18 protein-coding genes and 1 pseudogene are annotated in these 24,334 nt (G+C 61.1%); 8 read left to right on the top strand and 11 right to left on the bottom strand.

Features of this window, described 5'->3' with window-relative positions:
- Positions 1-7 precede the first annotated feature (7 nt).
- Genes PSH97_RS15510 through PSH97_RS15480 form a run of 7 tightly spaced genes read right to left on the bottom strand, consistent with a single transcriptional unit; the run spans position 8 to position 8,243 of the window.
- Positions 8-1,147 (bottom strand): hypothetical protein, encoded by a 1,140-nt coding sequence (locus tag PSH97_RS15510; RefSeq protein WP_019578685.1) that lies wholly within the window; start codon positions 1,145-1,147, stop codon positions 8-10.
- Positions 1,126-2,571 carry an alkaline phosphatase family protein gene (locus PSH97_RS15505; protein WP_305445688.1) on the bottom strand — a complete coding sequence of 482 codons (1,446 nt, stop codon included), beginning with the start codon at positions 2,569-2,571 and terminating at the stop codon, positions 1,126-1,128. The genes PSH97_RS15510 and PSH97_RS15505 overlap by 22 nt, the downstream gene beginning before the upstream one ends.
- Complete coding sequence (eboE, locus tag PSH97_RS15500) at positions 2,561-3,793, bottom strand: metabolite traffic protein EboE (RefSeq protein WP_305445687.1); 1,233 nt, start codon at positions 3,791-3,793, stop codon at positions 2,561-2,563. The genes PSH97_RS15505 and eboE overlap by 11 nt, the downstream gene beginning before the upstream one ends.
- Positions 3,790-4,674, bottom strand: a complete 885-nt coding sequence (locus PSH97_RS15495; protein WP_305445686.1) for a TatD family hydrolase — start codon at positions 4,672-4,674, stop codon at positions 3,790-3,792. The genes eboE and PSH97_RS15495 overlap by 4 nt, the downstream gene beginning before the upstream one ends.
- Positions 4,675-4,711: 37 nt before the next feature.
- Positions 4,712-5,485 carry an EboA domain-containing protein gene (locus tag PSH97_RS15490; RefSeq protein ID WP_305445685.1) on the bottom strand — a complete coding sequence of 258 codons (774 nt, stop codon included), beginning with the start codon at positions 5,483-5,485 and terminating at the stop codon, positions 4,712-4,714.
- The gene (locus PSH97_RS15485) at positions 5,482-6,372 is read right to left on the bottom strand and encodes a UbiA family prenyltransferase (protein WP_305445684.1); all 891 of its coding nucleotides are present in this window, start codon (positions 6,370-6,372) and stop codon (positions 5,482-5,484) included. The genes PSH97_RS15490 and PSH97_RS15485 overlap by 4 nt, the downstream gene beginning before the upstream one ends.
- Positions 6,369-8,243: a 3-dehydroquinate synthase gene (locus tag PSH97_RS15480; protein WP_305445683.1), complete on the bottom strand. Its 1,875-nt coding sequence runs from the start codon at positions 8,241-8,243 to the stop codon at positions 6,369-6,371. Before PSH97_RS15480 ends, PSH97_RS15485 begins: the two co-directional genes overlap by 4 nt.
- 213 nt (positions 8,244-8,456) lie before the next feature.
- Here PSH97_RS15480 and PSH97_RS15475 point away from each other — a divergent pair.
- Together PSH97_RS15475 and otnI are read left to right on the top strand one after the other, a co-directional pair.
- Positions 8,457-8,702, top strand: a pseudogene (locus PSH97_RS15475) (GntT/GntP/DsdX family permease); the annotation flags it as partial.
- Positions 8,703-8,723: 21 nt separating this feature from the next.
- Positions 8,724-9,506, top strand: coding sequence for a 2-oxo-tetronate isomerase (otnI, locus tag PSH97_RS15470; RefSeq protein ID WP_305445682.1), 783 nt, complete (start codon positions 8,724-8,726; stop codon positions 9,504-9,506).
- Positions 9,507-9,712: 206 nt separating this feature from the next.
- Here the strand turns inward: otnI and PSH97_RS15465 are convergent, their stop codons facing one another.
- From PSH97_RS15465 to PSH97_RS15455, 3 genes are all read right to left on the bottom strand, one after another.
- A complete protein-coding gene (locus PSH97_RS15465; RefSeq protein ID WP_305445681.1) occupies positions 9,713-10,477 on the bottom strand; it encodes a substrate-binding periplasmic protein in 765 nt (254 codons plus the stop codon).
- A 135-nt stretch (positions 10,478-10,612) separates the two neighbouring features.
- Positions 10,613-11,521: an alpha/beta hydrolase gene (locus tag PSH97_RS15460; protein ID WP_305445680.1), complete on the bottom strand. Its 909-nt coding sequence runs from the start codon at positions 11,519-11,521 to the stop codon at positions 10,613-10,615.
- Positions 11,522-11,650: 129 nt separating this feature from the next.
- Entirely contained in the window at positions 11,651-13,426 is a 1,776-nt protein-coding gene (locus tag PSH97_RS15455; protein WP_305445679.1) for a sigma-54-dependent Fis family transcriptional regulator, read from the bottom strand.
- A gap of 287 nt (positions 13,427-13,713) precedes the next feature.
- Between PSH97_RS15455 and PSH97_RS15450 the strand changes: the two genes are divergently transcribed.
- From PSH97_RS15450 to PSH97_RS15425, 6 genes are all read left to right on the top strand, one after another.
- A complete protein-coding gene (locus tag PSH97_RS15450; protein ID WP_305445678.1) occupies positions 13,714-15,189 on the top strand; it encodes a benzaldehyde dehydrogenase in 1,476 nt (491 codons plus the stop codon).
- A gap of 72 nt (positions 15,190-15,261) precedes the next feature.
- Entirely contained in the window at positions 15,262-16,029 is a 768-nt protein-coding gene (locus PSH97_RS15445) for a coniferyl-alcohol dehydrogenase (protein WP_305445677.1), read from the top strand.
- Between the two features lie 101 nt (positions 16,030-16,130).
- Complete coding sequence (locus tag PSH97_RS15440; RefSeq protein ID WP_305445676.1) at positions 16,131-17,780, top strand: DUF1302 domain-containing protein; 1,650 nt, start codon at positions 16,131-16,133, stop codon at positions 17,778-17,780.
- A 15-nt stretch (positions 17,781-17,795) separates the two neighbouring features.
- Complete coding sequence (locus PSH97_RS15435) at positions 17,796-19,157, top strand: DUF1329 domain-containing protein (RefSeq protein ID WP_305445675.1); 1,362 nt, start codon at positions 17,796-17,798, stop codon at positions 19,155-19,157.
- 69 nt (positions 19,158-19,226) lie between these two features.
- Positions 19,227-20,330: a WD40/YVTN/BNR-like repeat-containing protein gene (locus PSH97_RS15430; protein WP_305445674.1), complete on the top strand. Its 1,104-nt coding sequence runs from the start codon at positions 19,227-19,229 to the stop codon at positions 20,328-20,330.
- 52 nt (positions 20,331-20,382) lie between these two features.
- On the top strand, positions 20,383-22,806 hold the full coding sequence (locus PSH97_RS15425; RefSeq protein WP_305445673.1) for an efflux RND transporter permease subunit: 2,424 nt from the start codon (positions 20,383-20,385) through the stop codon (positions 22,804-22,806).
- 49 nt (positions 22,807-22,855) lie between these two features.
- On the opposite strand, the gene mhpT is transcribed toward PSH97_RS15425, so the two are convergent.
- Positions 22,856-24,073 (bottom strand): 3-(3-hydroxy-phenyl)propionate transporter MhpT, encoded by a 1,218-nt coding sequence (mhpT, locus tag PSH97_RS15420; RefSeq protein WP_305445672.1) that lies wholly within the window; start codon positions 24,071-24,073, stop codon positions 22,856-22,858.
- Positions 24,074-24,334 lie beyond the last annotated feature (261 nt).

The raw sequence follows: 24,334 nt of genomic DNA, 5'->3' as shown, positions 1-24,334 counted from the left end.
GCTCTCCTTAGCGTTTCCACTGGGCGCGTTTCAGCGACCAGACAAAATCCAGTTTTTTGTAGCCGTTGAAGTCTTTGTCCGGCAGCGGTGTAGTGGGGTAGGTGAGACCGCCCTGGGTCGGGATGGCGAAATTGAAGTAACCGTCGGTCTTCGAGTAGGCGGCGGTGCCGTGGCAGGCCAGGCAGGATGAGGTGTCCTGGAACGCCGATTCCAGCTGCGAGTTCGCCAGCACCTGGGTCTTGGGTTGATATTCCACGCCGATCAACTCGTATTTCGACAGCGTCGGGTTGTTGGCCTGGAACTGCGTATTGACCGGTATGGCATCCGATGTCGGTCCGGTGCTGTTTGTCATCGGCCGGGGCGGGTGGCCCTTGGTCACGGTGTACTTTCTGTTGTTGACGTTCTCGAAGGTGGTCCAGACCCAGCTGGAGTCCAGTTTGTTGACCACATGCAAGCCACTCAACGCCGCATAGCCGACCCTGTAGTCGGTGCCCTGCTGGTAATAGGCCTGGGCGGTGTAGTAGCCGTCGTTCTCCAGCTTCTTCTTGTAGTCCATGTCCGCGCCGATCCACAGCCAGGCGGCTTTCAATTCCCAGGCCGTGGCGGGAAAGTTCAGGTTGCTCGTCAGGGCCTCCTGGCCATCTACGTTGTAGACATTGTTCTTGACGATGTAGTTATAAGTGTCCTGGGACATCAGCAGTTGAAAGCGCACGACTTGGCCTCGCTGTGCCTCAGGCACGACGGTACCGCCCATTTCCAGGCTCATCCCGTCGACCTGCTGCGTGGCATTGAGGTTGTGCAGCAGACGGTTCGCGTCCAGCCCCAGGGCCTTGGCTTGCTTGAGCACCTCGTCCGGCGGCTTCATGCGGCTGTCATACGAGCCAGGGTTGACGCCATTGGCCAGGTAGACCTGGTCGGAAGGCTTGAACGACTCCCACACGCGGTTGTAACCCTGGGCGTCGGGCTGGTTCAGGCAGACGAACCAGTTCCAGGCCATGGTCTCGGGGTGCTTGTTGAACGCCGTACGGGTCTGGTCGGCACTGATTCCAAATTGCAGGAAGTTGCTGCAGTTGAAGTTGTTGGTGTCCTGTGCCTGAGCCAAACCGGCCAAGGCACTCAGAACTGTTATAGAAATGGCTCGCCGCATGGAAGCTCCTTGGCATTGGCCGGGTCGGTGTGTGAATGCCCCAGGAAGTGTTCCAGGAGCAGTTGCTTCACTGCCGTGGCCGCAAGACGCTGGGGCAACGGCAGATCGCAATTGGTGATGAGCAGCGGGCCGGTGTTCTCGCTGTCGGGCAGGCGACCATGGCTGCCGCGGACCAGGCGGGTGTCCAGCGGAATCAGGTCCATGTAGTAGCGAAAGCCGAGTTTCTTCTGCAGCAGACGGCGCGCCACTTTCAATTTCGGGAAGCGAATGGCCGGGTCGATGAACAGTTCCAGCGGGTCGTAGCCGGGCTTGCGATGGATGTCCACGGTGCGGGCAAAGTCGGGTGCCTTGCGATCGTCGAGCCAGTAGTAGTAATCGAACCAGTAACCCGGCGCGGCCACGGTCACCAGCTCGCCGCTGCGCGGATGATCCAGTTGCCAGGCCCGTTGTTCGGCTTTATCCAGCACCTGCTCGATGCCGGGCTGGCGCTGCAGCAGCGCTTTGACGCGAGGAATGTCTTGCGCCTGTTTCACGTAGATGTGCGCGATCTGATGATCGGCCACGGCAAAGGCCGCGCTGGCGCCGGGGTCGAGCAACTCCCAGGTCAGCGACTGGCGCACCTGCAACAAGCCTTCCGAGCGCAACAACCGGTTGATCGATACGGATTGCTGTACCGCTTCGATCCCATACTCAGACAACAGCATCACCGCCGCGCCTTGCTCCTGGGCAAAGGCCAGCAGGCGACCCACTTCACTGTCGATGGCCCGCACCTCATCGGCAATCGACGGATGATCGGGGCCCAGTCGCTGCAGGCAGTAGTCGAGATGCGGCAGGTAAACCAATTGCAGATCGGGTCGATCAATCTGGAACTCGGCGATGGCGCAGTCGACGATCCAGCGGCTCGACGCGATGCCGGCCGCCGGGCCCCAGAAACCCGGAAACGGGAATTCGCCGATCTGCTGCTCGATACGCTCATGCAACGAGGCCGGCGACGAATACAGGCCGAACATCTTGCGGCCATCGGCCGGGTAGTGCGGGCGTGGGGTGATGGCGGCGTCCACGTCCGCATACATGTTGTACCACCAGAACAGCTGACTGCAGCGAAAACCCGGGAGCTCGCGCTTGAGCGTCTGCCAGACCTTTTCTCCCTGGATCAGTGCGTTGGGTTGCAGCCAGAAACGCACTTCAGCCTGATCGCGGAAATACCAGCCATTGCCGACGATGCCGTGCTCCGACGGCGGCAGACCGGTGAGGATCGAGGCCTGCACCGTAGACGTGACAGCCGGAAACACCGGTTGCAGGCTGGCCATTTTTGCCGTTTTCAACAGGGCATTGATGTGAGGCGTCGCCGCCCCCAACAGCGCCGGTGTCAGCCCTACCACATTGATCAGCAACAGCGGTTGACGCGGTTGATCAGAGGGCATCGGCGTACGCCTCCCGCGCTTGGGGTTGCAGCAATTGCCGCTGCCGCAGTTGGTCTTCGACCCAGTGCAGTTCGGCGGCGATCCCCTGGAGTTGGGCGTGTTCGGTGGTGGGCCGCAGCTGGGCGGGCAAGACGCCCCAACTGTAGGTTTCCACTTCCAGTACAGGACGAAAATCCGCATGGTCTACCAGGAAGTCGAAGGTCTGCGACAGGGCGATCTGACTGCCACTGAGCTCGGGCAGCAACAAGTGTTCACTGAACAGTGGAATGTGGAAATGAATCCTCAGTTCGGAGTATTGCCCCGGACTTTTAGCGCAATCGTCGAGTACGGCGGGAAGGTCCGCCCAGGCCAATAACCGGTCCTGCGCATCGCGGGCTTTCACTTGATGCAGGTAGGTGGTTTCGGCAAAGTCGCTCAAGGTCTTGAGTATGTGTTCGCGTCGATTGTCGTCTTCAGGGGGCAGGTGACAAATCAGGGCGTTGGACAGCTGGATCTTGCCGACGGGCACCCGGGCCTGACGCAACCTTTCTAGCGATTGATAGCAGTCTTCGAACATCACTGCCTGATGGCAGACATCAAAACACAGCGCCAAGTATTCATGGTGCTGGTCCGTGGCTTGGTAGCGGTGGAAGAAGGCGATGGTCTGATCGGTGTTTTCCAGCACGCAGTCCGGCTCCATTTCCAGGCAGAACACGATCTTCTTGCCCGTCTCCAGATGCAGCCTGGCCAGTGCGGCCGTGAGTTGGCGCAGCAGATGCTCGGCACGCTGCTGTAAGGCCGGGTTCCAGCTAGCGGCATAGCCCAGCGGCACGGTGGAGATCACCCCTTGTTTACAGTCCGGGGGCAGGGCATCCGCGAGGATCCGCGCCAGATTCAGGCTGTATGCCAGCCGTTCCGGATCGGCCCAACTGGGCAGATACACCTCGGCTTTCACCGCGCCCTGATGAAATTGGCCGTAGGGAAAGCCGTTAAGCGAGGTCAGGCGTAGGCCGCTGCGTTGCAGCAGGCTCAGGAAGTCCGTGCGAGCCGATGCCTGTTGTAATTCGGACGCGGCGAGGGCGCTGATCCACAATCCACTGTCCTGCTCGTTCAACCTGCGCAGGGTTCGCACACCCTGAAAATGCTGTTCGATGGAGGACCGTAGCCCAGCCAGGTCACGGGTCGGGTGCACATTGCTGCAATAACCGACCTGCGCGGCAGCCCAACCCGTGCCGGCACTCATTTGATCACCGGTTCCTGGCCCCGCAGCGCGGAGTTTTCCTGCCACTGCCGACGCTGATCGATGGGCAACGGGGTGCTGACCAGGGCTTTGTCCAGTTGGCCGCTTTGAGCAAAGAAGTCCACCGGGTTGTGGAACAGTACCTGTTCGACCTGAGCCTTGGTGAAGCCGGCCGCCAGCATTGCCTCGCCGGTTTTTGGCACTTTGAGCGGGTCGCTGATCCCCCAGTCGGCGGCGCTGTTGACCACCATTTTCTCGGTGCCGTACTGCTGCAACAGGGCGACCATGCGCTGTTCCGACATCTTGGTGTTGGGGTAGATCGAATGGCCGCGCCAGCAGTCGCTGTCCAGCACCAGCGGCAGGGTCAGTTCGTTGAGGTGGTCGATGATCACCAGGTGCTCGGCAATCCCGACTTCGCGAATCACCGCCAGGGTGCGTTTGGTGCCACCGATCTTGTCGCGGTGCGGGGTGTGCACCAGCACCGGCAAATTGAATTGTTTGGCCAGCTCCAGCTGAGCGGCGAGGAAGCGATCTTCTTCCGGGGTGATGTCGTCGTAGCCGATTTCGCCGACTGCGACGACGCCGTCTTTCACCAGGTAGCGCGGCAGAATCTCCAGCACTTCATTGGCCACCGACAGGTCGTTGGCCTCCTTGGGGTTGAGGCCGATGGTGCAGAAGTGATGGATGCCGAACATGCTGGCGCGAAAGCGCTCCCAGCCCAACAGGGTGTCGAAATAGTCGATGAAACTGCCGACGCTGGTCCTGGCCTGGCCCTGCCAGAAGGCCGGTTCGATCACTCCGGTGATGCCGGCGGCGGCCATGTTCTGGTAGTCGTCAGTGGTGCGGCTGACCATATGAATATGCGGGTCGAAGTACTTGAGCATGGTGAATCCTCGTCAAGGGGAGGGGAGCCGTTGAGTATCAGTTCAGTGGGGTATCGGCCAGGTGCTCACGCCATTCCGGCGGCAAGCGTTGCTGCTGACTCAGGCCGACCAGACGCTGGTGTTGCGCCGGGCTGAGCAGGTGGAAGGCAATCACCCGGGGCAGCCCGGCGGACACCGTTCGTTCGGCAGCGAGCTGTTCGTCCAGCAGGTCGAGGGCCAGTTGGTTGAGGGTGACGCTGTGTCGTTGCGTCAGGCCAAGCAGGCGTCGTACGTCGAGCCCCATGCCCAGTGCTTTCAGCACCAGTTGATGGAAGGCCCGTTCGCTGTAATGACGCGACGGGTAGAGGGTGTCCAGGGCGAGGGCGGCAAACACCTGGCTGTTGCTGGTACGCCCGGCCTGCAACGCCAGTTCGACGCAAAGCCCGCGGCTATCGAGCCAGTCGAGGGCTTTCAAGGTGGCGATCTTTTCCTGATCGTCGCCCCACAGAAACAGCTGGCGCAGCAAGGGCAATTGCCCGGCGAGGGGTTGTTGCTCCAGGACCTGAGACAGCAACAACGCCCGCGCCATCTGGACGTTGCTCCAGCAGGAATTGTCGGGCAGCGCATGCTCTTTGAGGCTGCGCTTGCACTGGCTACTCAAGAGCGCAGCAGTGTTGGCGTCCGGGCGTTGCTCAAGCCGCTCCTGCGCCTGACGCCACCACTGCAGCTCGGCTTCATCGAGCTGCTGGGTGAGGGCCTGGCGTTGTTCGGCGAGACAATCGTGGCGCATTTCGAGGGCCGCCGATGGCGGTGCAGTGACGTCCATGTTCATGTCGGTCTGATCCAGCGCTGGAAGTGTGGAAGCAGGAAAAACACCAAAACACATAACAGGCTGCCCAGTGGTTGGTTGGCCACCGCCAGCACCAGGGCATCGAACAACGGCAGGGCCGCCAGGCCAGCGCCGATAAAGGCGCGGACTTGCCGGTGCTGCGGGTTGGCCAGGTGGCGCCAGTAGTGCCAGCCCAGCCAGCCTAGCCAGAGCAACAGCACCGGCCAAAACCAGAGGTTGTCGGCATAGAACGCCAGGGCCAGCGGGCTCAGCATCAGGATCAGGGGGAGGCGGCTTAGCAACTGGTTGCGGTGTTCCTGGCGGGCCAGGTAGGTCAGGCCACTGATATAGACGCCCAGCAAAATGGCGCAGAGCCAGATCGGCTCCGGTGGCACCGCCAGGCTGGCCGCCGCCGTGAGGTAGAGGGCCGAGCGGCAGGCGCCCATCAGCCAGACGCTGTGGGCGTATCTCTTGTGCAGCAGGTTGTAGCCGAGGATGCAGCCCACCAGCAGGGTGGCGCTGCCCAGCAACCAACGCGGTTGGTCGATCAGTCGGCTCAGGCCCAGCACCGACGCCGCGGCCAGTATCAGCAACAGCCCAGTGACCAAGCCCACCTGCTGTCGGCTGACCAGGCCGAGGGTGATGGGGCGGGGGTTATCGTGCTGTTGGTCCCAGTCGGCGTCGAGCAGGTCGTTCAACAACATGCCGGCCAGATACAACAGCGACAGTGCGGCCAGCAGCAGAATCCACACCAGGGACGACGGCGGCGCCAGGGCACCGGCGCTACTGGCCAGCAGGGCGGCGGCCAAGGTGTTGGTCCACACGGTGGGCAGGTTGGACACCCGGCCCAGGGTCATCCAGGTCTTCAGGTTCAGCGGTGTCTGGCTCATTGCGCGCAGCCCTCGCTCAGGGTGAACGCCGGGCCGATGTAGGTGGACAGTCGCTGCAACGCTTGCTCCATCCGCGCGGCATCGATTTCATGCAGGTCCACCGACTCGCCGATCCGGCTGAGCATGGGGATGGAGAGTTGCCCGCCCAAGTGCTGGCGGAATTCCTCCAGCCCGAGCAACACCTGTGAGCGCCCCTGTGGATCTTTCAAGGTCAGTTCCGGTGGGCACAAGCTGAAGCCGAGCTTGAGCAGCAGGGACAGAACACGTTCGGTGTCAGCATCGTTCAAGAGCCCGAGGGCATTGGCATAGAGTCCATCCAGGGCCATGCCCACGGCCACGGCTTCACCATGGCGCAGCCGGTGGTGACTGAGATTTTCCAGTTTGTGCGCGGCCCAGTGCCCGTAATCCAGTGGCCGCCCATTGCCGCGTTCGAAGGGGTCGCCAGCACCGGTGATGTGCGCCAGGTGCAGTTCGGCGCAGCGGCGGATGGCATAGCGGCTTGCGGGGTGATCGAAGTGGGCGAGGGCGTCAGCCTGTTGCTCCATCCATTGGAAAAATGCCTGGTCCTTGATCAGCGCCACCTTGACCGCCTCGGCCAGCCCGGCGATCTGGTCGCGACGGGTCAGGCTGGTCAGCAGCTGGAAGTCGTTGATCACCGCGGTGGCGGGGTAGAAGGCCCCCAGCAAGTTCTTCTGGCCGAACGCATTGATGCCGTTTTTCACACCGATGCCGGCATCGTTCTGGGCCAGTACTGTGCTCGGAATACGGATCAGGCGAATGCCGCGATGGAAGGTGGCGCAGGCGTAGCCCACCGCATCCAGCACCGCGCCACCGCCCAAGGCCAGGACATAACAATGTCGGTCCAGCCCATGCCGCAACATGTCGCTGTAGAGCTGCTGCAGCACCTGCGAGTCCTTGCTCAGTTCGCCGGCCGGCACCGCAATCGACGCGGCCTGTAAGTGCAGGTCCGCCGCATGCGCGGCAAAGTAGGCGTCGATCTGTTCCAGCAATTGCGGGGCGCTATGCAGCAGTTGTTCATCGGCGAACACCAGTACCGTCACCGGTCCCCGGTGCTGGGCGGTGAGCTGGCGATGCAGACAGGGGTTGGATGGGGCGAACAGATGATCGGTAAACACCACCGGGTAGTCGTAACTGACCTCGAAGCGCCCGTGCAGTGGTTGCTCCGCGTCGTGCCTGCGCAAGGTCTTGAACAGGCTGTACCCAGCGATAAACAGTCCGGGCAACACCATGCTGGCGAGGAGGGTCACCAGCAGCGCGTTCTGCTCGACGAGGAAGGTGCCGATGGCGCTGTAGGCCAGTGCCAGGCCGGCATTGGCCAGGGTGGTGACCAGTAGAAACGCGCGCAGCGGATAACGTTGCATGCCGGCGGCCACCACCGAGGTTTCCGCCAATACCGGCACACCGCGCAGGCAGATCAACGACAGCGTGCCCAACCGATACGCCAACTGCCCCGGCTGGCGCTGATGCAGACCCAGGCGGCCGGACAGCAGACGAAAATAGCCGGCCCCCAGCGCATAACCCAGACCGGCACCCAGGCACAGGCCAATGAAAATCACCAGATAGCCGCCGAGACTGCCGAGCATGGCCACGGCCAGCAGCGCCACCATGCTCGAAGGCACCGGCAGCACCACGTCCAGCGCGAGCAGGGCGATCAGCAGCAGCGCCAGGTTGAGTTTCTGGGAAGGTGTCGAGGGCAGGTACAGGTTGAGATGGGTCAGGAAGTCCTGGATCTGTTGTTCGAACAACAGAAAGCTGGCGATCACCAGGCCTGAGAAGCAAAGCAATGAAATCCAGAAATGACCGGCAGGCCCCCGTTGCGAGAACGCACGATACCCATGGCTGCGCTTCATCAAGCATCCCTCTTTTTTGTTATGACTGATTCCGTGTCAATAATTAAAAGCAGCGTCTGGTCGGTTTTAGATCAATAGATTCTCTCGCCTGAGGGGCCGGTTTATGTACGGTTCGGTTACGTCTGTAGAGATAGTTCTGAACTTAGACGGTCGTTGTGTTTTTGCAAGGTAGCTTGATGGCAATCTGACTTTTTCACCTGCGTCGACGGATGCACCGCCGGCATTATCAGCCCGCTGATCGCTACCCTCGATCTCACGGCAAACCACATGGCCCTGTTGTGCCTGGCCATGGGCGGTGGCGGGTTGGCCATGTCCCATATCAACGATGCCGGTTACTGGATCTTCACCAAACTGTCCGGGCTGAACGTGGCTGATGGCTTGCGCACCTGGACCGTGCTGACCACCTTGCTCGGCACGCTGGGTTTCGGTATTACCTTGTTGATCTGGCCGTTTGTCTAACCTTCTATCCAAGGAGCTACCATGCCTCGTTTTGCCGCCAATCTCAGCATGCTCTATCCGGAACATGAGTTTCTGGACCGCTTCGCCGCCGCGGCCGCCGATGGTTTTGAAGCGGTGGAATACTTGTTCCCCTACGACTACAGCGCCCAGGAACTCAAACAACGCCTGAGCGACAACGGCCTGGTACAGGCGCTGTTCAACGCACCGCCCGGCGATTGGGCGGCAGGCGAGCGGGGCACGGTATCGTTGCCGGGCCGGGAGAGTGAATTTCGCAGCGGTTTCGATCGCGCGCTGGAATACGCCGCCGTCCTGGGCAACCCACGCATCCATGTGATGGCCGGGCTGCTACCGTCGGAAAGCGATCGCCCACGCCATCACAGTGTGTACCTGGAGAACCTGGCTTATGCCACCGCGCAGGCTGCCAAGGCTGGCATCACGGTGCTGCTGGAGCCAATCAATACGCGGGACATGCCGGGCTTTTTCCTCAACCGCCAGGATCAGGCCCAGGCCATCTGCAAGGAAGTGGGCGCCGGTAACCTGAAGGTTCAGTTCGACTGCTACCACTGCCAGATCGTCGAAGGTGACCTGGCCACTAAACTGCGTCGGGACTTCGACGGCATCGGCCATCTCCAGATCGCCGGCGTGCCGGATCGCCATGAACCGGACCTGGGCGAGGTCAACTATCCCTATCTGTTCGAGTTGATCGACCAGTTGGGTTATGACGGCTGGGTAGGGTGCGAATACCGGCCGCGTGGTAACACCTCGGCCGGCTTGCAGTGGCTGCGGGACTGGAAGGCGCGCTAACGCCCTACACGTTGCTATCGGAAGGCAACAACAGTTCGACACCCTGCTTGCGGATGCTATCGGCCGCGGCAGGGGTCATCGGTGCACCGCTTTCGGCAGCGATGTCCTTTTGACTAGGCATTCGGGCTCCAGAATGAAGAAATCCGCAGGCAAGGAAAGCGGAGCAGTAGCGAATCTACGGTAAAGGGACGAGTTGTTGCGGGTCGTTATGGCGACAAATAGCTCTTCTGTATACGCGCCAGAGTGCCGTCATCGCGAAGCGTTTCAACCGCCGTGCGCAAGTCTTGCACCCGTTGAGCGGAGCAAAGCCTGGAGCAAGCCAGATAGAGCTCCGCTCTGCTCATGACCGGGCTCATGAACAGCTTGCGTTCTGACATCTTCGGCCAGATGTATTGACTCTCGGGAACACCGTTGAACCAGGCATCAAGGCGACCTTTCAAGAGCATCTGCGCGGGGTTATCGCCAATGGTCAGCGGATGGATCTGCTCGTCGCTGAAGCCTTGTGCACGCAGGATTTCCTCCTGCGCACTGCCCAGGCCGACGCCGATCACCCGGTAGGTTTTTTTGGCTTGTGCAAAGCTGCTCACCGGCCGGTCGAGGCTGAAAAAAGCGCGCTCCATGGACATGATCGGTGCGATCCAGGTGAAGCGATCTTCGCGTTCAGGCGTGCGAGACAAGGGGGCGATCAGAAGATCCTGCTTCTCGCTGACGTATTTCTGCGCTCTGGCCCAGGGAAGCCCATGGACATGAGCGACATAACCAGCGTTGGCAATGGCGGTCAGGACGGCTTCTCCGACCATTCCGTGGCCTTTGGAGCCATCGACAAACGTCAGTGGCGGCGCGTCAGGGATATACAACTCAAGCGGCAATGGCGCGCCTGAGGCGTTACCTGCAATAAGCAACGATACCGACAGACAAAACCTGCAAAGCGCTTTTGTATTGGCAATTAATACCCATGAGCTCTCGCTCATGGTTGATAGGTCAGGCATTGAACGTAGAAGGGCGCCACAAGTCACCAGTGGTGTTGATCACAAGGATGATGAGTCTGCCGACCGTTTTTTGTTATTGAATCCGGTATCGACACGGCATTCTACGCAAACTTGAAGTCAGGACACATCTTCCCCCAGGTGCCGAAGGAGGAAGGCGCTGATCTGGTCCAGTGCCCGGCGGGCTTCTTCGAGTTGATCGCTCATGCTCTGGAAGACATGAATCATTCCCGGCCAGACGTCCAGGTGTACCGCCACTTCGGCGCTGGCCAGGCGGCTGGCGAGTCGGGTTGAATCGTCCAGCAGGCATTCCCGACTGCCCACCTGGATCAGCACTGGCGGTAGACTCCGAAGGTCACCGTATAGGGGGGAGGCCAGCGGATTCAGTGGCTCGGCGCCCTGCAGATAGGTGTCGGCCATAAGGGTCTTGCCAGCAAGCGGGCCGAGCAATGGATCTCGAGCCTTCTGCAAATTCCAGGACGCTCCCGTCTGAGCCATGTCCACCCAAGGCGACATCACTACCGCAGCCGCGGGCAGCGGCAAACCAGCGGCCTTGGCAGCCAACATCAGAGCCATGCACAGACCGCCGCCGGCACTGTCGCCGGCCAGCACCAGGTGTTCGGTGTTCACACCGTTTTCGAGGAGTGCACGGTAGACATCCAGAGCGTCCTCTACGGCGGCCGGAAAAGGGTGTTCCGGGGCCAGGCGGTAATCGATGCACAGGGTACGAATTCCGCTGCGGGCTGCCAGTTGGCTGACGAGCGGGCGATAGGCCTGGGCGCTGCCGAATGAGTAGCCTCCGCCATGCAGATATAGCAAGACGATGTCAGGCCGGGCATCTGTGGGAATGGCCCAAAGCCCGCTGACGCTGGCCAGACTGGCGGCCTCAAAGGTCACGCCCTCGGCACAGGAGCCGGCGCCGAAGAGTTGTTCGGCCTGTTGACGTTGTTGGTCGATAGTCAGCGAGCCGAGGGAGGGCAGTTGGCTGAGTTGTTCGATGATGCCGTCGATGTTGTTGTTATGGGGCATGTGGACTCCGGGGCGCGTGTTATGGGGCAAACTAGTTAACTTTAAATATAGTTAATCACCATAACTATATTGGCAAGATAATTTCGTTTCATCCTCATCTACAACGGGCCTGCATTGACTCAGCCTGAGTCAGGCCGATGCCTGTCGGTACTTCTTCAATCGGTAGGCAAACTGCGCACGACTCAACCCCAGCAGTCGCGCGGCGGCGGCCAGGTTGCCTTCGCTCTTTTGCAGCGCTTCGTCGATCAACCGCGACTCCAGACCCTCAATGGAGAAGCCGTGTTCCAGGCGAGCCAGGGTTTCCAGCAAGGCCGGGCGAGGCTGCGTGTTGGCGGGGCTCGGGTCAGTAGCTGCGAGGCTGCCATTGCCGTCCAGAGAGTACGCCTCCTGTGGCATGGGTTCGTTGCGAAACAGGTGGACCAGGTCGATGGCTTGACCGTCTTCGCTGGCGATCAGGCCGCGCTCGACCAGGTTCTGCAATTCCCGAACGTTGCCGGGAAAGTCATAGCGCAACAACACCTTCAGTGCGCGCATGGTCAGCCCGGCGGGCTTGCGGGCGTAGGCCTGACAGAAGCGCCGCAGGAACGCGTTGACCAGCAACGGGATGTCATCACGACGTTCACGCAATGGCGGCAACGTGATGGGGTAGACGTTCAGGCGGTAGAACAGGTCCTCGCGAAAGTCTCCGGCCGCCACGGCTTTGCGCAAGTCGACATTGGTTGCCGCCACCACCCGGACATCGACCTTTATCGGCTGGCTTGCACCGATGCGCTCGATCTCACGCTCTTGCAGCGCACGCAGCAACTTGCCCTGCCCAGGCAGGCTGAGGCTGGCGATTTCATCGAGAAACAGCGTGCCGCCGTGAGCCCGTTCGAAGCGTCCAGGGCGCGAATGGGTCGCGCCGGTATAGGCGCCGCGTTCGACACCGAACAGTTCGGCCTCGATCAGATTGTCCGGGATCGCGGCGCAGTTGAGGGCCACGAAAGGTGCTTGATGGCGTGGGCTGAACTGATGCAATTGACGGGCGAACAATTCCTTGCCGACTCCGGACTCGCCGCTGAACAGCACTGTGGCAGGCGTCGGCGCAACCCGCTGCAAGGCGAGGGTCGCGGCATTGAAGGCGGCGCTGGCGCCAATGGGTTTTGGCCCGCCGGATGTTTCGCTGTCGTCGTCCTGAGGCGCGGGTGCCGGGGCGGGACGCTGCTTCGGGGCGACGCCGGATGGCGAAGCGGTGAGGTAACTCAGGTCCTGTTCGACATCGCCCCATTGCTCGGCGGTCTTGCCGATCACCCGGCAGCTCTCATGGCCCATGCCCCGGCACTCGGTTTCACGGAAGATCACCAGGCGGCCGAACAGCCCGCTGACATAACCGATGGCATAGCCCAGTTCGGTCCAGCACACCGGATCCTGGCCGATCCCGTAGGCGGCGATATGTTCGTCGGCCTCACAGGAGTGGTGCCAGAGGAATTCACCTTCGTAGAAGCCTGAGTCGGCGTCGAATTTGAAGTGCAGGGGTTCGACCTTGGTCATGCCTTCGAGTGTATGCAGACGCGTGCCGGCCGAGAAAACCGCCGCGGCATCGGCGTCTGGCCAGCGCTCGCGGATCAATCGCGCATCGCGTGCGCCGGACAAATAGCCGGTGCGGGTAAACAGACCGCGGGTCTGTTCCAGGCCCTGGCGCTCGATAATCTCCCGTCGCAGTGCGCCGAAGGATGAACTGTGCAATAGCAGCATGCGCTGGTCGTTGAGCCAGATACGTCCGTCAACCGGGGAAAAGAACAGGCATTCGGCTAACTCGGCCAGGGTCGGTGAGTTGCCCTCGGTCAGTTGAGTGCTGTCTCCTCGGGGCGAGAAATGTTCCTCCTGCACCGTGAGATGAGGAAGCAGCGAATGGGGATTATTCATTGTTATATGCCCCTGAGCGAGTCGACTGATCGAAATGATCAATTAGCAAAACAGTTATTAAACATAACTTTATCATTTGGACAAGTGGCCGGGTGTCGACCGAGCGCCAAACGCCTTGCCCTTTTCATCGGTGCTCCTCTCAAACCTTCAGGCCAGAGCCTTCGCTACCTAAAGCGCGTGGCAACGGAAGAAGTCGGCACAGCCCTTGCTCTAGTGCTTTCAAGACGCTGCATCATTTTCGCGAGGCCGCGTCAGGCAATGACAAACACAAGAGCCGGGAGACCGAAATGTCGGTAAGTGAACCATCTGATTTTCTGCGGGACGAGCCGTGGTGCGAGCGCATCTTCAATGGCGACTGGATACGTCCATTGGGCGGCAGCTGTAGCGTCATCGAACCGGCCACCGGCGAGGTATTGACCGTCACCGGTTTGGCCGATGCAGCGGACATCGCGTTTGCCAGCCTGAACGCCGCTCGTGTTCAACCGGCCTGGGCGGCATTGGGGCCACGGGAACGCGCAGAGATCTTTCGCAAAGCAGCAGCCCTGGCCCAGCAGCACTTTGCCGAACTGGCGTTGTACATCGCACGGGAAAGCGGCGGCAGCCTGTTCAAGGGTGAACATGAGGTCCGTGAGGCGATCGTGTTGCTGCATCAGGCGGCCGGGCTGCTGTCGCAACCCCATGGTCTGGTTCTGCCGAGCGAAGCGGGGCGTTTGTCCTATGCACGCCGGTTGCCCCATGGCGTGGTTGGGGTGATCTCGCCCTTCAACTTTCCCCTGGTGCTCTCCTTGCGCTCGGTGGCACCGGCGCTGGCGGCGGGCAACGCAGTGGTGCTCAAGCCCGATCCGCAGACCCCGGTCAGTGGCGGTTTCATCATTGCCCTGTTGTTCGAGGCGGCCGGTTTGCCCAAGGGACTGCTGCAGGTTTTGCCGGGCGCAGCAGTGGCCGGTGAGGCCCTGTGCCGCGACCCGCATGTTCGGATGATCGCGTTCACCGGTTCGACTGCGGCCGGGCGCAAGGTCGCGGAGGTGGCTGGGCGTCATCTGAAAAAAGTCGCCCTGGAACTGGGCGGCAAGAACTCGTTGATCGTGCTCGAAGATGCCGATCTTGAGTTGGCGGCGAGCAATGCCGCCTGGGGTGCCTGGCTGCACCAGGGGCAAATCTGCATGGCCACCGGACGCATCCTGGCCCATGAATCGATCGCTGAAAAACTGGTCCGCCGGTTGGCAGAGAAAGCCCGGGCGATCACGGTCGGCAATGCCGCTCGTGGCGAGGCGGTCTTGGGGCCTTTGATCAACAAACGACAGTTACAACGCGTGCATGAAATCGTCACGGAGAGTGTGACTGCCGGGGCAACACTGGAAGCCGGCGGTGAGTTTGAACGGCTGTTCTACCAACCTACGGTGCTTTCCGGCGTGCGCCCGGGCATGCGCGCATTCGACGAGGAGATCTTCGGCCCGGTCGCCACGGTGGTGAGTTTTACCAGTGACGATGAGGCCATCGACCTGGCCAACCGCACCGAGTATGGCTTGTCCGCGGGGATCATTTCGCCTTCGGTCGGGCGCGCGATGGCGATGGGCGAGCAACTCAATTGCGGTCTGCTGCACATCAACGACCAGACGGTTGCCGACGAATGCATCAATCCCTTCGGCGGACGCGGTAACTCGGGTAATGCCGGCAGCGTAGGCGGCCCGGCCGACTGGGATGAATACACCCAATGGCAATGGGTGACGGTCAAGGATAAGGCGCCGCGTTACCCGTTCTGACGGGCCGTTTTTTACCGGGTCGATAAGGTCGGTCGGCCCACCGAGTACACAAAAATAATAAGAGGACTCAACATGAAACTCGACAACAAGCTTGTGCTGGTGACCGGCGTCTCTTCGGGTATCGGCGCCGCCACGGCAAGCCTGCTGCGCAGCCACGGCGCTCAAGTGATTGGCGTGGACCTGAAGGCTCCGCACATGACCCTGGACGGTTTTGTGCAGGGCGATTTGAGCAGTGCCGAGAACATCGACCGGCTGTTGCCGCAGTTACCGGCACGGATCGACAGCCTGTGCAATATCGCCGGAGTGCCGGGCACCGCAAACCCGCAATTGTTGGCGAAGGTCAACTACCTGGGGCTGCGTCACCTGAGCCAGGCATTGCTGCCGCGCATCGCCGCTGGCGGCAGCATCGTCAATATCGCCTCGATCCTCGGCGCCGAGTGGCCGTTACGTCTGGAACTGCACAAGGCGCTGGCGCGCATCGAAGGTTTCGCCGCCGCACAAGCCTGGCTGGCTGAACACCCGGTACCGGACGAGACCTGCTACCAGTATTTCAAGGAAGCCTTGATCGTCTGGAATTACCTGCAGGCCCAGCCCTGGTTTCTCGAACATTCAGTGCGCATGAACAGCGTGGCGCCGGGCCCGGTCTTCACGCCCATCCTCGGCGACTTCGTGAGCATGCTGGGTGAAGCACGGACCCAGGCCGATGCCCATCGCATGAAACGCCCCGGTTATGCCGATGAGGTGGCGGCAGTGATCACTTTCCTGTGTGCCGACGAGTCGCGCTGGATCAACGGCGTAAACCTGGCAGTCGATGGCGGATTGGCCTCCACCTACATCTGAAACGCACACCCGTAGACAGCGGCGCAAGCCGCTACCTGAGCGTGTTGGCTGGCGCCATGCGTGCAAAGCCATGCCAAAAATAAAAATCATGAGGAGCGTCCATGGACAACGTTAAACGTTGCTTTCGTTTCAAGCATTGCGCCCTGTTTCTGGCGTTATGCAGCGCAGGCGTGATGGTCGAAAGGGCCGAGGCCATGCAGATGGACCTGGGTGATTCGGACTGGAAACTGCGTTGGGACAACACCATCAAGTACAGCCAGGCCTGGCGTCTGCACGGTCAGGACAGTCGATTGGTCAACGCGCCGACCGCCAATGGTCTGTACCCGTCGATCCAGAGTCAGGGCGATAAAAACTTCAGCCGCGGCCTGGTCTCCAACCGTCTGGACCTGTTTTCCGAAATGGACCTCAGCCGCCAAAACTATGGGCTGCGTGTGAGCGGTGCGGCCTGGTACGACGATATTTACAACCAGGACACCGACAGCAGCGAGCAACCGCATTTCCTCAGCGAAACCCGCAAGCTCCATGGTCGCGACGCGGAAATTCTCGATGCCTTTGTGTTTCTGCGCGGTGACCTGGGCGAAGACTCCCAGGGCGTGGCGCGTCTGGGCCGGCACAGCCTGATTTACGGTGAAAGCCTGTTCTACGGTGGCAACGGCATTGCCAATGCCCAGGGCCCGACCGATGTGGTCAAGCTGCTCAGCGTGCCGGGGACTCAGTTCAAGGAGATCCTGCGTCCGGTCAACCAGATCTCCGGGCAGTTGCAGATCAACCCGCAGTTGTCGGTGGGTGCTTACTACCAGTTCGAGTGGGAACGTTCCAATCTGCCCGGCGCCGGCAGCTACCTGAGCGATGCCGATGCCATTGGTTATGGCAGCGGTTCGCTGCGCGAAGTGTTTGGCAACGACACGGTGAATGGCGGCGATTTGAAACCGAGGAACTCGGGGCAGGGCGGTATGCAGATTCGCTTCAAACCGACCGGGACCGAACTGGAGCTGGGTTTCTACGCCGCGCAGTATCACGACAAAGCCCCGATCGGTCTGTATGCCTACCTCGACGGTGCGGCCGCGGCGGCCACCGGGCTGCCGATCCTGAGTTCCTATCGTCAGGTCTACGCCGAAGACATCAAGACCGCCGGCGTCAGCTTCTCCACTGCCTATGGGCCGTTCAACTTTGCCGGTGAAACCTCCGTGCGCTGGAATGCGCCGCTGGTGAGCAACCTGCAAGTGGTGACCCCAGGCATGGAGGCCGATGGCGGCGATGACTCGCTGTTTGCCCGGGGCAAAACCGCTCACGCCAACCTGTCGGCGATTTACCTGTTATCGCCTGGTGCTTTTTGGGATGGCGGCTCGGCACTGGCCGAGCTGGCGTGGAACCGCACCCTGAGCGTCACCAAGAACGCCGCAGCCTTGGATTCCAACACAACGCGCGATGCCACTGCATTGCGGGTACTGGTGGAGCCTGCGTACTTCCAGGTTGTCGACGGGATCGACCTGACCGTGCCGATCGGCATGGGCGTGGTGCTCGATGGACGTTCTTCGGCCGTCAACAAGTCGGGCTTCGGCAATACCCATTCCGGCGACTGGAGTGTCGGGCTCAAGGCGACCTACCTGCAGCGCTGGGATGTCGGCCTCAACTACGTGAACTTCTTCGGGGCCCCGAAAGCCGGGCTGCGCGAGGACGGCAATTTCAGTTACGGGCAGTCGCTGGCCGACCGTGACTTCGTTTCGCTCTACGTGAAAACCTCATTCTAATAAGGTGGAATCGCCATGCAGAACAACGCTTTCCTCAACACTTGCGTCCTCACCCTGGCCCTTGCAGGCATAAGCCTGGCGCAAGCCGCGGTGTCGCCTGAGCAGGCCGCGCGCCTGAAGTCCGAACTGACGCCCCTTGGTGGCGAGCGCGCCGGCAATGCCGATGGCAGCATCCCGCGATGGGATGGCGGTTACACCAAGGTCGCGCCCGGCTACAAACCGGGCGACAAACGTGCCGATCCATTCGCCGGCGAGAAACCGCTGTATTCAATCAAGGCCTCGAACATGGAGCAGTACGCCAGCGTGCTGGCCGAAGGCACCAAGGTTCTGTTGAAGAAATACCCGGACTATCGCCTGGATGTATACCCGACCCATCGCTCGGCAGCGGCCCCGCAATGGGTGTATGACAACACCGGCAAGAATGCCACCCGTGCCACGCTGGATGTGGAAACCGAGAAAGTCGCCAGCGCCTATGGCGGCATCCCGTTTCCGATCCCGGACAACGGCGCGCAAGTTCTGTGGAACTACCGGTTGTCCTGGCAGGGCGGCGAGACCATCAGCGCACCTTTTGATACCTGGCTGATGACCGCCGGTGGCAAGAAGGTCCAGGCGACCCGAGCCCTGTTCAGCTATCAGTTTCCCTACTACTCCGAAAGCGGCAGCCTGGAAAGTTTTGCCGGCAAGTACCAGGTAGGCAAGCTGCTGACCGAATTGCCGTCATCCAAGGCTGGCGAAGGCTTGATGACCCATTGGGACATGGACCCGGCCAACCGTGCGGCCTGGCAGTATCTGGTTGGCCAGCGCCGGGTACGCCGAGCGCCGAACATTGCCTACGACACCCCGGACTTCGTCACCTCTGGCGTCGGTCTGTTTGACGAAGCGTTCATGCTGTTCGGGCCTACCGACCGCTACGATCTCAAGCTTGCAGGCAAGAAAGAACTGATCGTCCCCTACAACAATAATCGCGCCGGCCTGGCCAAGAGCGACGATCTGGTCAAACCGAACTTTCTCAATCCTGATCTGGTGCGCTGGGAGAAGCATCGGGTCTGGGTGGTCGAGGCCACGCTCAAATCCGGCAAGCGCCATGTGGTGCCGCATCGGACCTACTACGTCGACGAGGATTCCTGGCAGATCCTGATGGTCGACGGGTATGACGCCCAGGGCAAACTGGGACGGCAGATGTATTCGCTGACGCTGTTGGCGCCGGACCTGCCGGCGCTCACTGCGCAAGTCATGTGGGGCAGCTACAACCTCGATACCGGCGCCTACTTCCTTAACGCTTCGAGCAACGATCTGGCGGTCCAGTACCAGACGATCGCAAAACCTTCGGCTTCCTTTTACACACCGGATGCCATGGCCAACGAAAACATGCGTTGAACCATGGAGCGCCGTGACGAGCGATAAGCTCGTCGCGGTCGCTGGCGATTTTCCAGGCGGGATAAAGACATGAACGTTGAAAAAATCTTTGCGAGTTTCGGTCTGCGATGGAGTGCCTGCGCGCTGGCGTTGTGTCTGTTGGCGGGCACGTCCATGGTTGCGCAGGCCGCGACGTTCGCGGTACTGCAGCAGCCGGCACTGCCGACCGCCAAGGCTGCGCGATCGGTATTGCTTGGGTTGGCCCGGGCTGGCGAGCGTCTGGTGGCGGTCGGCGAGCGTGGCATCGTGCTGCTCTCGGATGACTTTGGAATGACTTGGCGCCAGGCCCGTGTGCCGGTCAGCCTCAGCCTGACCGCGGTGCAATTCGTCGATGCCGAGCAGGGCTGGGCGGTCGGTCATCTGGGCGTGGTGTTGCACACCGAGGACGGTGGCGAAACCTGGCACAAGCAACTCGACGGTGAGCGTGCCGCCGCGCTGGCGGTGCAGGCCGCGGAGCGCGATACCGATCAACCGGGCGGCGCCAGCAACCTTGCGCAGGCACGGCAGATGCTGGATGACGGGCCGGATAAACCGTTTCTCGACCTGTACTTCAGAGATCGCCTGCATGGCTACATCGTTGGCGCCTACAACCAGATTTACCGCACCGACGACGGCGGTCGAAGCTGGCGGCCGTGGATGCAGCATGTGGACAATCCGCAGGGCCTGAACCTGTATGGCATCCGCGCCTCGGGCAACGATCTGCTGCTGGTGGGGGAGCGCGGTTTGCTGTTGCGTTCGACCGATGCCGGGCATTCGTTCCAGGCCCTGAAATCACCTTATGAAGGCAGCTTTTTCGGTCTGCTCGGCACCCGCGGCGGCGCCTTGATTGCCTATGGCTTGCGCGGTAATGCCTGGTGGTCCGATGACCATGGCGGCAGTTGGCGACGCCTCGAAACCGGCATCGAATCAACGCTGGCGAGCGCCATCGAACTGCGCGATGGCAGCCTGCTGTTGGCCAGCCAGGGCGGCGAACTTTTATTCAGTCATGACCAGGGCCGCAGCTTCGACAAACGTCAGAGCCGCAGCGGCGGGACGGTCGCGGCCATGCAACAGGCGGCCGACGGCAGCCTGGCCAGCGTCGGTTTGAGCGGTGTGGCCGCTGACCAGGATCCACGGGCCTCCGCCAAACCTTGAAACTTCACGGTGTAGCGCTATCGGGCCACGGCCCGTGCAACAGGAGTCAGACTTGAAAGACGACAAAACCCAAACCGTGATCGGCCGCCTGGAAGACTTCGACCAGGCGTCAGGCAACTTCGCCGAGCGAATGATCTTCAACCATCGACCGCTGGTGATCCTGCTGTGTCTGCTGGTGACGCTGGTGCTCGGCTGGCAAGCCACGCGCATCGGCATCAATGCCAGTTATGAGAAAACCATTCCCACGGGGCATCCCTATGTCGCCAACTTCCTGGAGAATCGCAATGAGTTGAGCGGCCTGGGCAACTCGCTGCGGATCGCCGTGGAGGTCAAACAAGGCAGCATTTTCACCAAGGACTATCTCGACACCCTGGCCAGGCTTAACGATGAGCTTTATCTGCTGCCGGGTGTCGATCGGCCCTACATGAAGTCGTTATGGACCCCGACCACGCGCTGGACCGCCGTGACCGAAGAGGGGCTCGATGGCGGCACCGTGATCCCCGACGACTACGATGGTTCGGCGGCCAGTATCGAGCAGGTGCGGACCAACGTTGGCCGTTCTGGTGAGGTCGGCCAATTGGTCGCCGGCAACTTCAAATCCAGCGTGATCTTCGTGCCGTTGCTCGAAGTCAGTCCGCAGACCGGCAAAGCCCTGGACTACGGTGAGTTCTCCCGGCAATTGGAGGCGCTGCGGGACAAGTACCAGACCAATGAACTGCGAATCCACATCACCGGTTTCACCAAAATCGTCGGCGATCTGATCGAGGGGCTGACCCAGGTCTTGTTGTTCTTCGTGATGGCGGTGCTGGTGACCGTGGTGGTGCTTTACGGTTACACCCGCTGCGCGCGCAGCACCCTGGTCGTGGTGACTTGTTCGTTGGTGGCAGTGCTTTGGCAGATGGGCCTGCTCGCGATGCTTGGGTTTGAGCTGGACCCGTACTCGGCGCTGGTGCCGTTTCTGGTGTTTGCCATCGGCATGAGCCATGGAGCGCAGAAGATGAACGGCATCATGCAGGACGTCGGTCGCGGCACTCACCGGGTGGTGGCCGCGCGTTATACCTTCCGCCGACTGTTTGCCGCCGGCATGACCGCTTTGCTCTGCGATGCGGTGGGCTTCGCCGTGTTGCTGCTGATCAACATCCGGGTGATTCAGGAATTGGCGATCACCGCCAGTCTCGGCGTGGCGGTGCTGATTTTCACCAATCTGATTCTGCTGCCGATCCTGCTCAGCTATATCGGTGTCAGCCCGGCAGCGGCGCAACGCAGCCTGAGTTCGGAGACCGCCGAGCTGCAGGCGCAGAACAAGCATCCGCTGTGGCGTGTGCTCGATTTGTTCACCCAACGGCGCTGGGCTATTGGCGCGATGTTGGGCGGCCTGCTGCTGGCAGCGTTTGGTTTTGCCGTGAGCCTGCACCTGAAAATCGGCGATCTCGATCCCGGTGCTCCGGAGTTGCGCGCCGACTCGCGCTACAACCGCGACGCGCTGTTCATGACCCAAAACTATGCGGCCAGCTCGGATATTTTCGTGGTCATGATCAAGACTCCGGAAGATCAGTGCACCCGCTACACGAGCCTGTCGGCAGTGGATGCGTTGGCCTGGCGGCTGGAGCAATTGCCCGGCGTGGAGTCGACCACTTCAATGGCGGCGCTGAGCAAGATCGCCACGGCCGGTTACAACGAAGGCAACTTCAAATGGTATGAGCTGATCCCCAATGACGGCGCGCTGGGCGCCGTGCAAACCCGTGCACCGCGGGAGCTGTTCAATCAGGGCTGCTCGATGTTGTCGCTGTACGTTTACCTGGCCGATCACAAGGCCGACACCTTGAATCGGGTGGTAGAGGCCAGCGAGAAATTTATCGCTGAGCATCAGGTGCCAGAAGTCAAGTTCATGCTGGCCGCGGGCAGCGCCGGGATCGAAGCCGCGACCAATATCGTGGTGAAAAAATCCATGCGCGAGATGCTGTTCTGGGTCTACGGCGCGGTCAGCCTGTTATGCCTGCTGACCTTTCGCAGCTGGCGCGCAACCCTTTGCGCGATGCTGCCACTGATGCTCACCTCGATTCTGTGCGAGGCGCTGATGGTGGGGCTGGGTATGGGGGTGAAAGTCGCAACCCTGCCGGTGATTGCGCTCGGCGTGGGCATCGGCATCGACTATGCGCTCTATGTGTTGAGTGTGATCCTGGCTCGCATGCGTGCCGGCGACACCCTGGCCCAGGCGTATTACCAGGCGCTGCTGTTCACCGGCAAAGTGGTGTTGCTGACCGGCATGACCCTGGCGGTTGCAGTGTCGACCTGGGCCTTCTCGCCGATCAAATTCCAGGCCGACATGGGCATCCTGCTGGCCTTCATGTTCCTGGTGAACATGCTTGGCGCCTTGATCCTGCTGCCGGCACTGGCCTGGCTGCTGCTGCCGCAGAAGGTCTTCGCAAAAAAGCCTGAGACGAGCCAGCTTGTGCAATGGGTCAAGGAGAGCTGAAGGGCTCGGCACGCCGGACCCACAGGTCTCGCGTTTTAACTGATGGGAATCAGGCCTTGGCCTTTTCCATCGATACAGTCAGTGGGGCTGAACGGGCAATCACGCTAATGATGGTCAGTGCTGCAATCACCAATCCGGGGGAGGTCGCCAGCAATACCCCGGTGGTGCCGGCTCCGGCCGCCAGAATCTGCCCAGCGGCCAAGGGCCCGGCGACTGACCCCAAGCGACCGATGGCCACTGCTGCGCCGACGCCGGTGGCACGCACCGAGGTTGGGTACGACGGCGGTGCCAGCGCATAAAGCACCAGTTGCGCCGCCATCACAAACAGCCCCGCGGCAAACCCGGCGATGCCCATAGGGACGATGCCCACCGACAGGCCGACCCCGGCCAGCGCCGCCAGCAACCCGGCGTAGACAAACAGCACCACTTTGATGCCGTTGCAGCGATCCAGCAGCAGCCCACCGAGCAGGGAACCGAGGGCGCCGCCGATATTGAACAGCATCTGCACCAGGCCAGCCTGGGGTTTGCTGAAACCCTGTTCCAGCAACAGCGATGGCAGCCAGTTGAGCAGCATGTACATCACGGTCAGGGTGAAGAAGTAACTCAGCCACAACGCCAGGGTGACGCGGGTCCGGTCTTCGCCGAACAGCGCCTGGCCGGTTGACGCGCGCGCCACGTTGACGCTGCCTTGTTGCTGGCGAAAGGCGCTGGACTCGGGCAGCAGCAGGACCATCAGCGGCACCACCAGCAAGGGCACGAGACCACCGATGATGAAGGTCATCTGCCAATGCTCGGCGAACAGCATGGCGACCACCGCCGCCAGTGCGCCGCCCAACGGCACGCCGGCATACATGATGCTGATCGCGGTGCCGCGACGTTGCTCACCCACGGCTTCGGCGCACAGGGCGATCAGGTTGGGCAGGGCGGCGCCCAGGCCCAGGCCGGTCATGAAGCGCGCCAGCAGCAGGCTGGAGAATGTGCTGACGTAGGCAGTGCTGAGCGAGAACACGCCGAACAGCAGCACGGCGCCGATGAGGATTTTTTTGCGGCCGATGCGATCGGCGATCCAGCCGCCGAAGAAGGCGCCCGGCAGCAAGCCGATGATGCCGGCGCTGAATACCCAGCCCATCATTTTCGGGTCCAGGGCAAAAGTCTGGCGCAGGCCCGCAGCGGCTGTGCCGGCAGCCTGCAGGTCGAAGCCTTCAATCAGTGCAACGATAAAACACAGGGCGATGGTCAGCGTCGTACGACGTGATGGGGTGTCCATGGCGAACCTCATTATTGTTTTTGTGAGTGTGCTGACGGGTGAGCGCGAGCCTGCTCGCCTCAAGCGATGACAGGCTGGAATTAAGATTAACAAAGATAACTAAAAAATGAACGACCAAGGTTTTTGGTCAAAAAATGGCATTAATCTTATTAAAATCAATGTCATGACGTATCGGTGAAGAATGATCTAAAAAACAGATAATAATATTAATGTTCGTTTATCGGTCATTGTGGATTGACGCCACCCCTCGGCTGTTTCCAT

The organism is Pseudomonas cucumis, from assembly GCF_030687935.1.
Taxonomy (GTDB): Bacteria; Pseudomonadota; Gammaproteobacteria; order Pseudomonadales; family Pseudomonadaceae; genus Aquipseudomonas; species Aquipseudomonas cucumis.
Note: the sequence above shows the minus strand (reverse complement) of the source record. Positions and strands in the feature narration are given on the sequence as shown.

Coding starts and splice junctions, on each gene's coding strand:
- PSH97_RS15510 (WP_019578685.1), bottom strand. CDS start 1,147: ATGCGGCGAGCCATTTCTATAACAGTTCTGAGTGCCTTGGCCGGTTTG.
- PSH97_RS15505 (WP_305445688.1), bottom strand. CDS start 2,571: ATGCCCTCTGATCAACCGCGTCAACCGCTGTTGCTGATCAATGTGGTA.
- eboE (WP_305445687.1), bottom strand. CDS start 3,793: ATGAGTGCCGGCACGGGTTGGGCTGCCGCGCAGGTCGGTTATTGCAGC.
- PSH97_RS15495 (WP_305445686.1), bottom strand. CDS start 4,674: ATGCTCAAGTACTTCGACCCGCATATTCATATGGTCAGCCGCACCACT.
- PSH97_RS15490 (WP_305445685.1), bottom strand. CDS start 5,485: ATGAACATGGACGTCACTGCACCGCCATCGGCGGCCCTCGAAATGCGC.
- PSH97_RS15485 (WP_305445684.1), bottom strand. CDS start 6,372: ATGAGCCAGACACCGCTGAACCTGAAGACCTGGATGACCCTGGGCCGG.
- PSH97_RS15480 (WP_305445683.1), bottom strand. CDS start 8,243: ATGAAGCGCAGCCATGGGTATCGTGCGTTCTCGCAACGGGGGCCTGCC.
- otnI (WP_305445682.1), top strand. CDS start 8,724: ATGCCTCGTTTTGCCGCCAATCTCAGCATGCTCTATCCGGAACATGAG.
- PSH97_RS15465 (WP_305445681.1), bottom strand. CDS start 10,477: ATGAGCGAGAGCTCATGGGTATTAATTGCCAATACAAAAGCGCTTTGC.
- PSH97_RS15460 (WP_305445680.1), bottom strand. CDS start 11,521: ATGCCCCATAACAACAACATCGACGGCATCATCGAACAACTCAGCCAA.
- PSH97_RS15455 (WP_305445679.1), bottom strand. CDS start 13,426: ATGAATAATCCCCATTCGCTGCTTCCTCATCTCACGGTGCAGGAGGAA.
- PSH97_RS15450 (WP_305445678.1), top strand. CDS start 13,714: ATGTCGGTAAGTGAACCATCTGATTTTCTGCGGGACGAGCCGTGGTGC.
- PSH97_RS15445 (WP_305445677.1), top strand. CDS start 15,262: ATGAAACTCGACAACAAGCTTGTGCTGGTGACCGGCGTCTCTTCGGGT.
- PSH97_RS15440 (WP_305445676.1), top strand. CDS start 16,131: ATGGACAACGTTAAACGTTGCTTTCGTTTCAAGCATTGCGCCCTGTTT.
- PSH97_RS15435 (WP_305445675.1), top strand. CDS start 17,796: ATGCAGAACAACGCTTTCCTCAACACTTGCGTCCTCACCCTGGCCCTT.
- PSH97_RS15430 (WP_305445674.1), top strand. CDS start 19,227: ATGAACGTTGAAAAAATCTTTGCGAGTTTCGGTCTGCGATGGAGTGCC.
- mhpT (WP_305445672.1), bottom strand. CDS start 24,073: ATGGACACCCCATCACGTCGTACGACGCTGACCATCGCCCTGTGTTTT.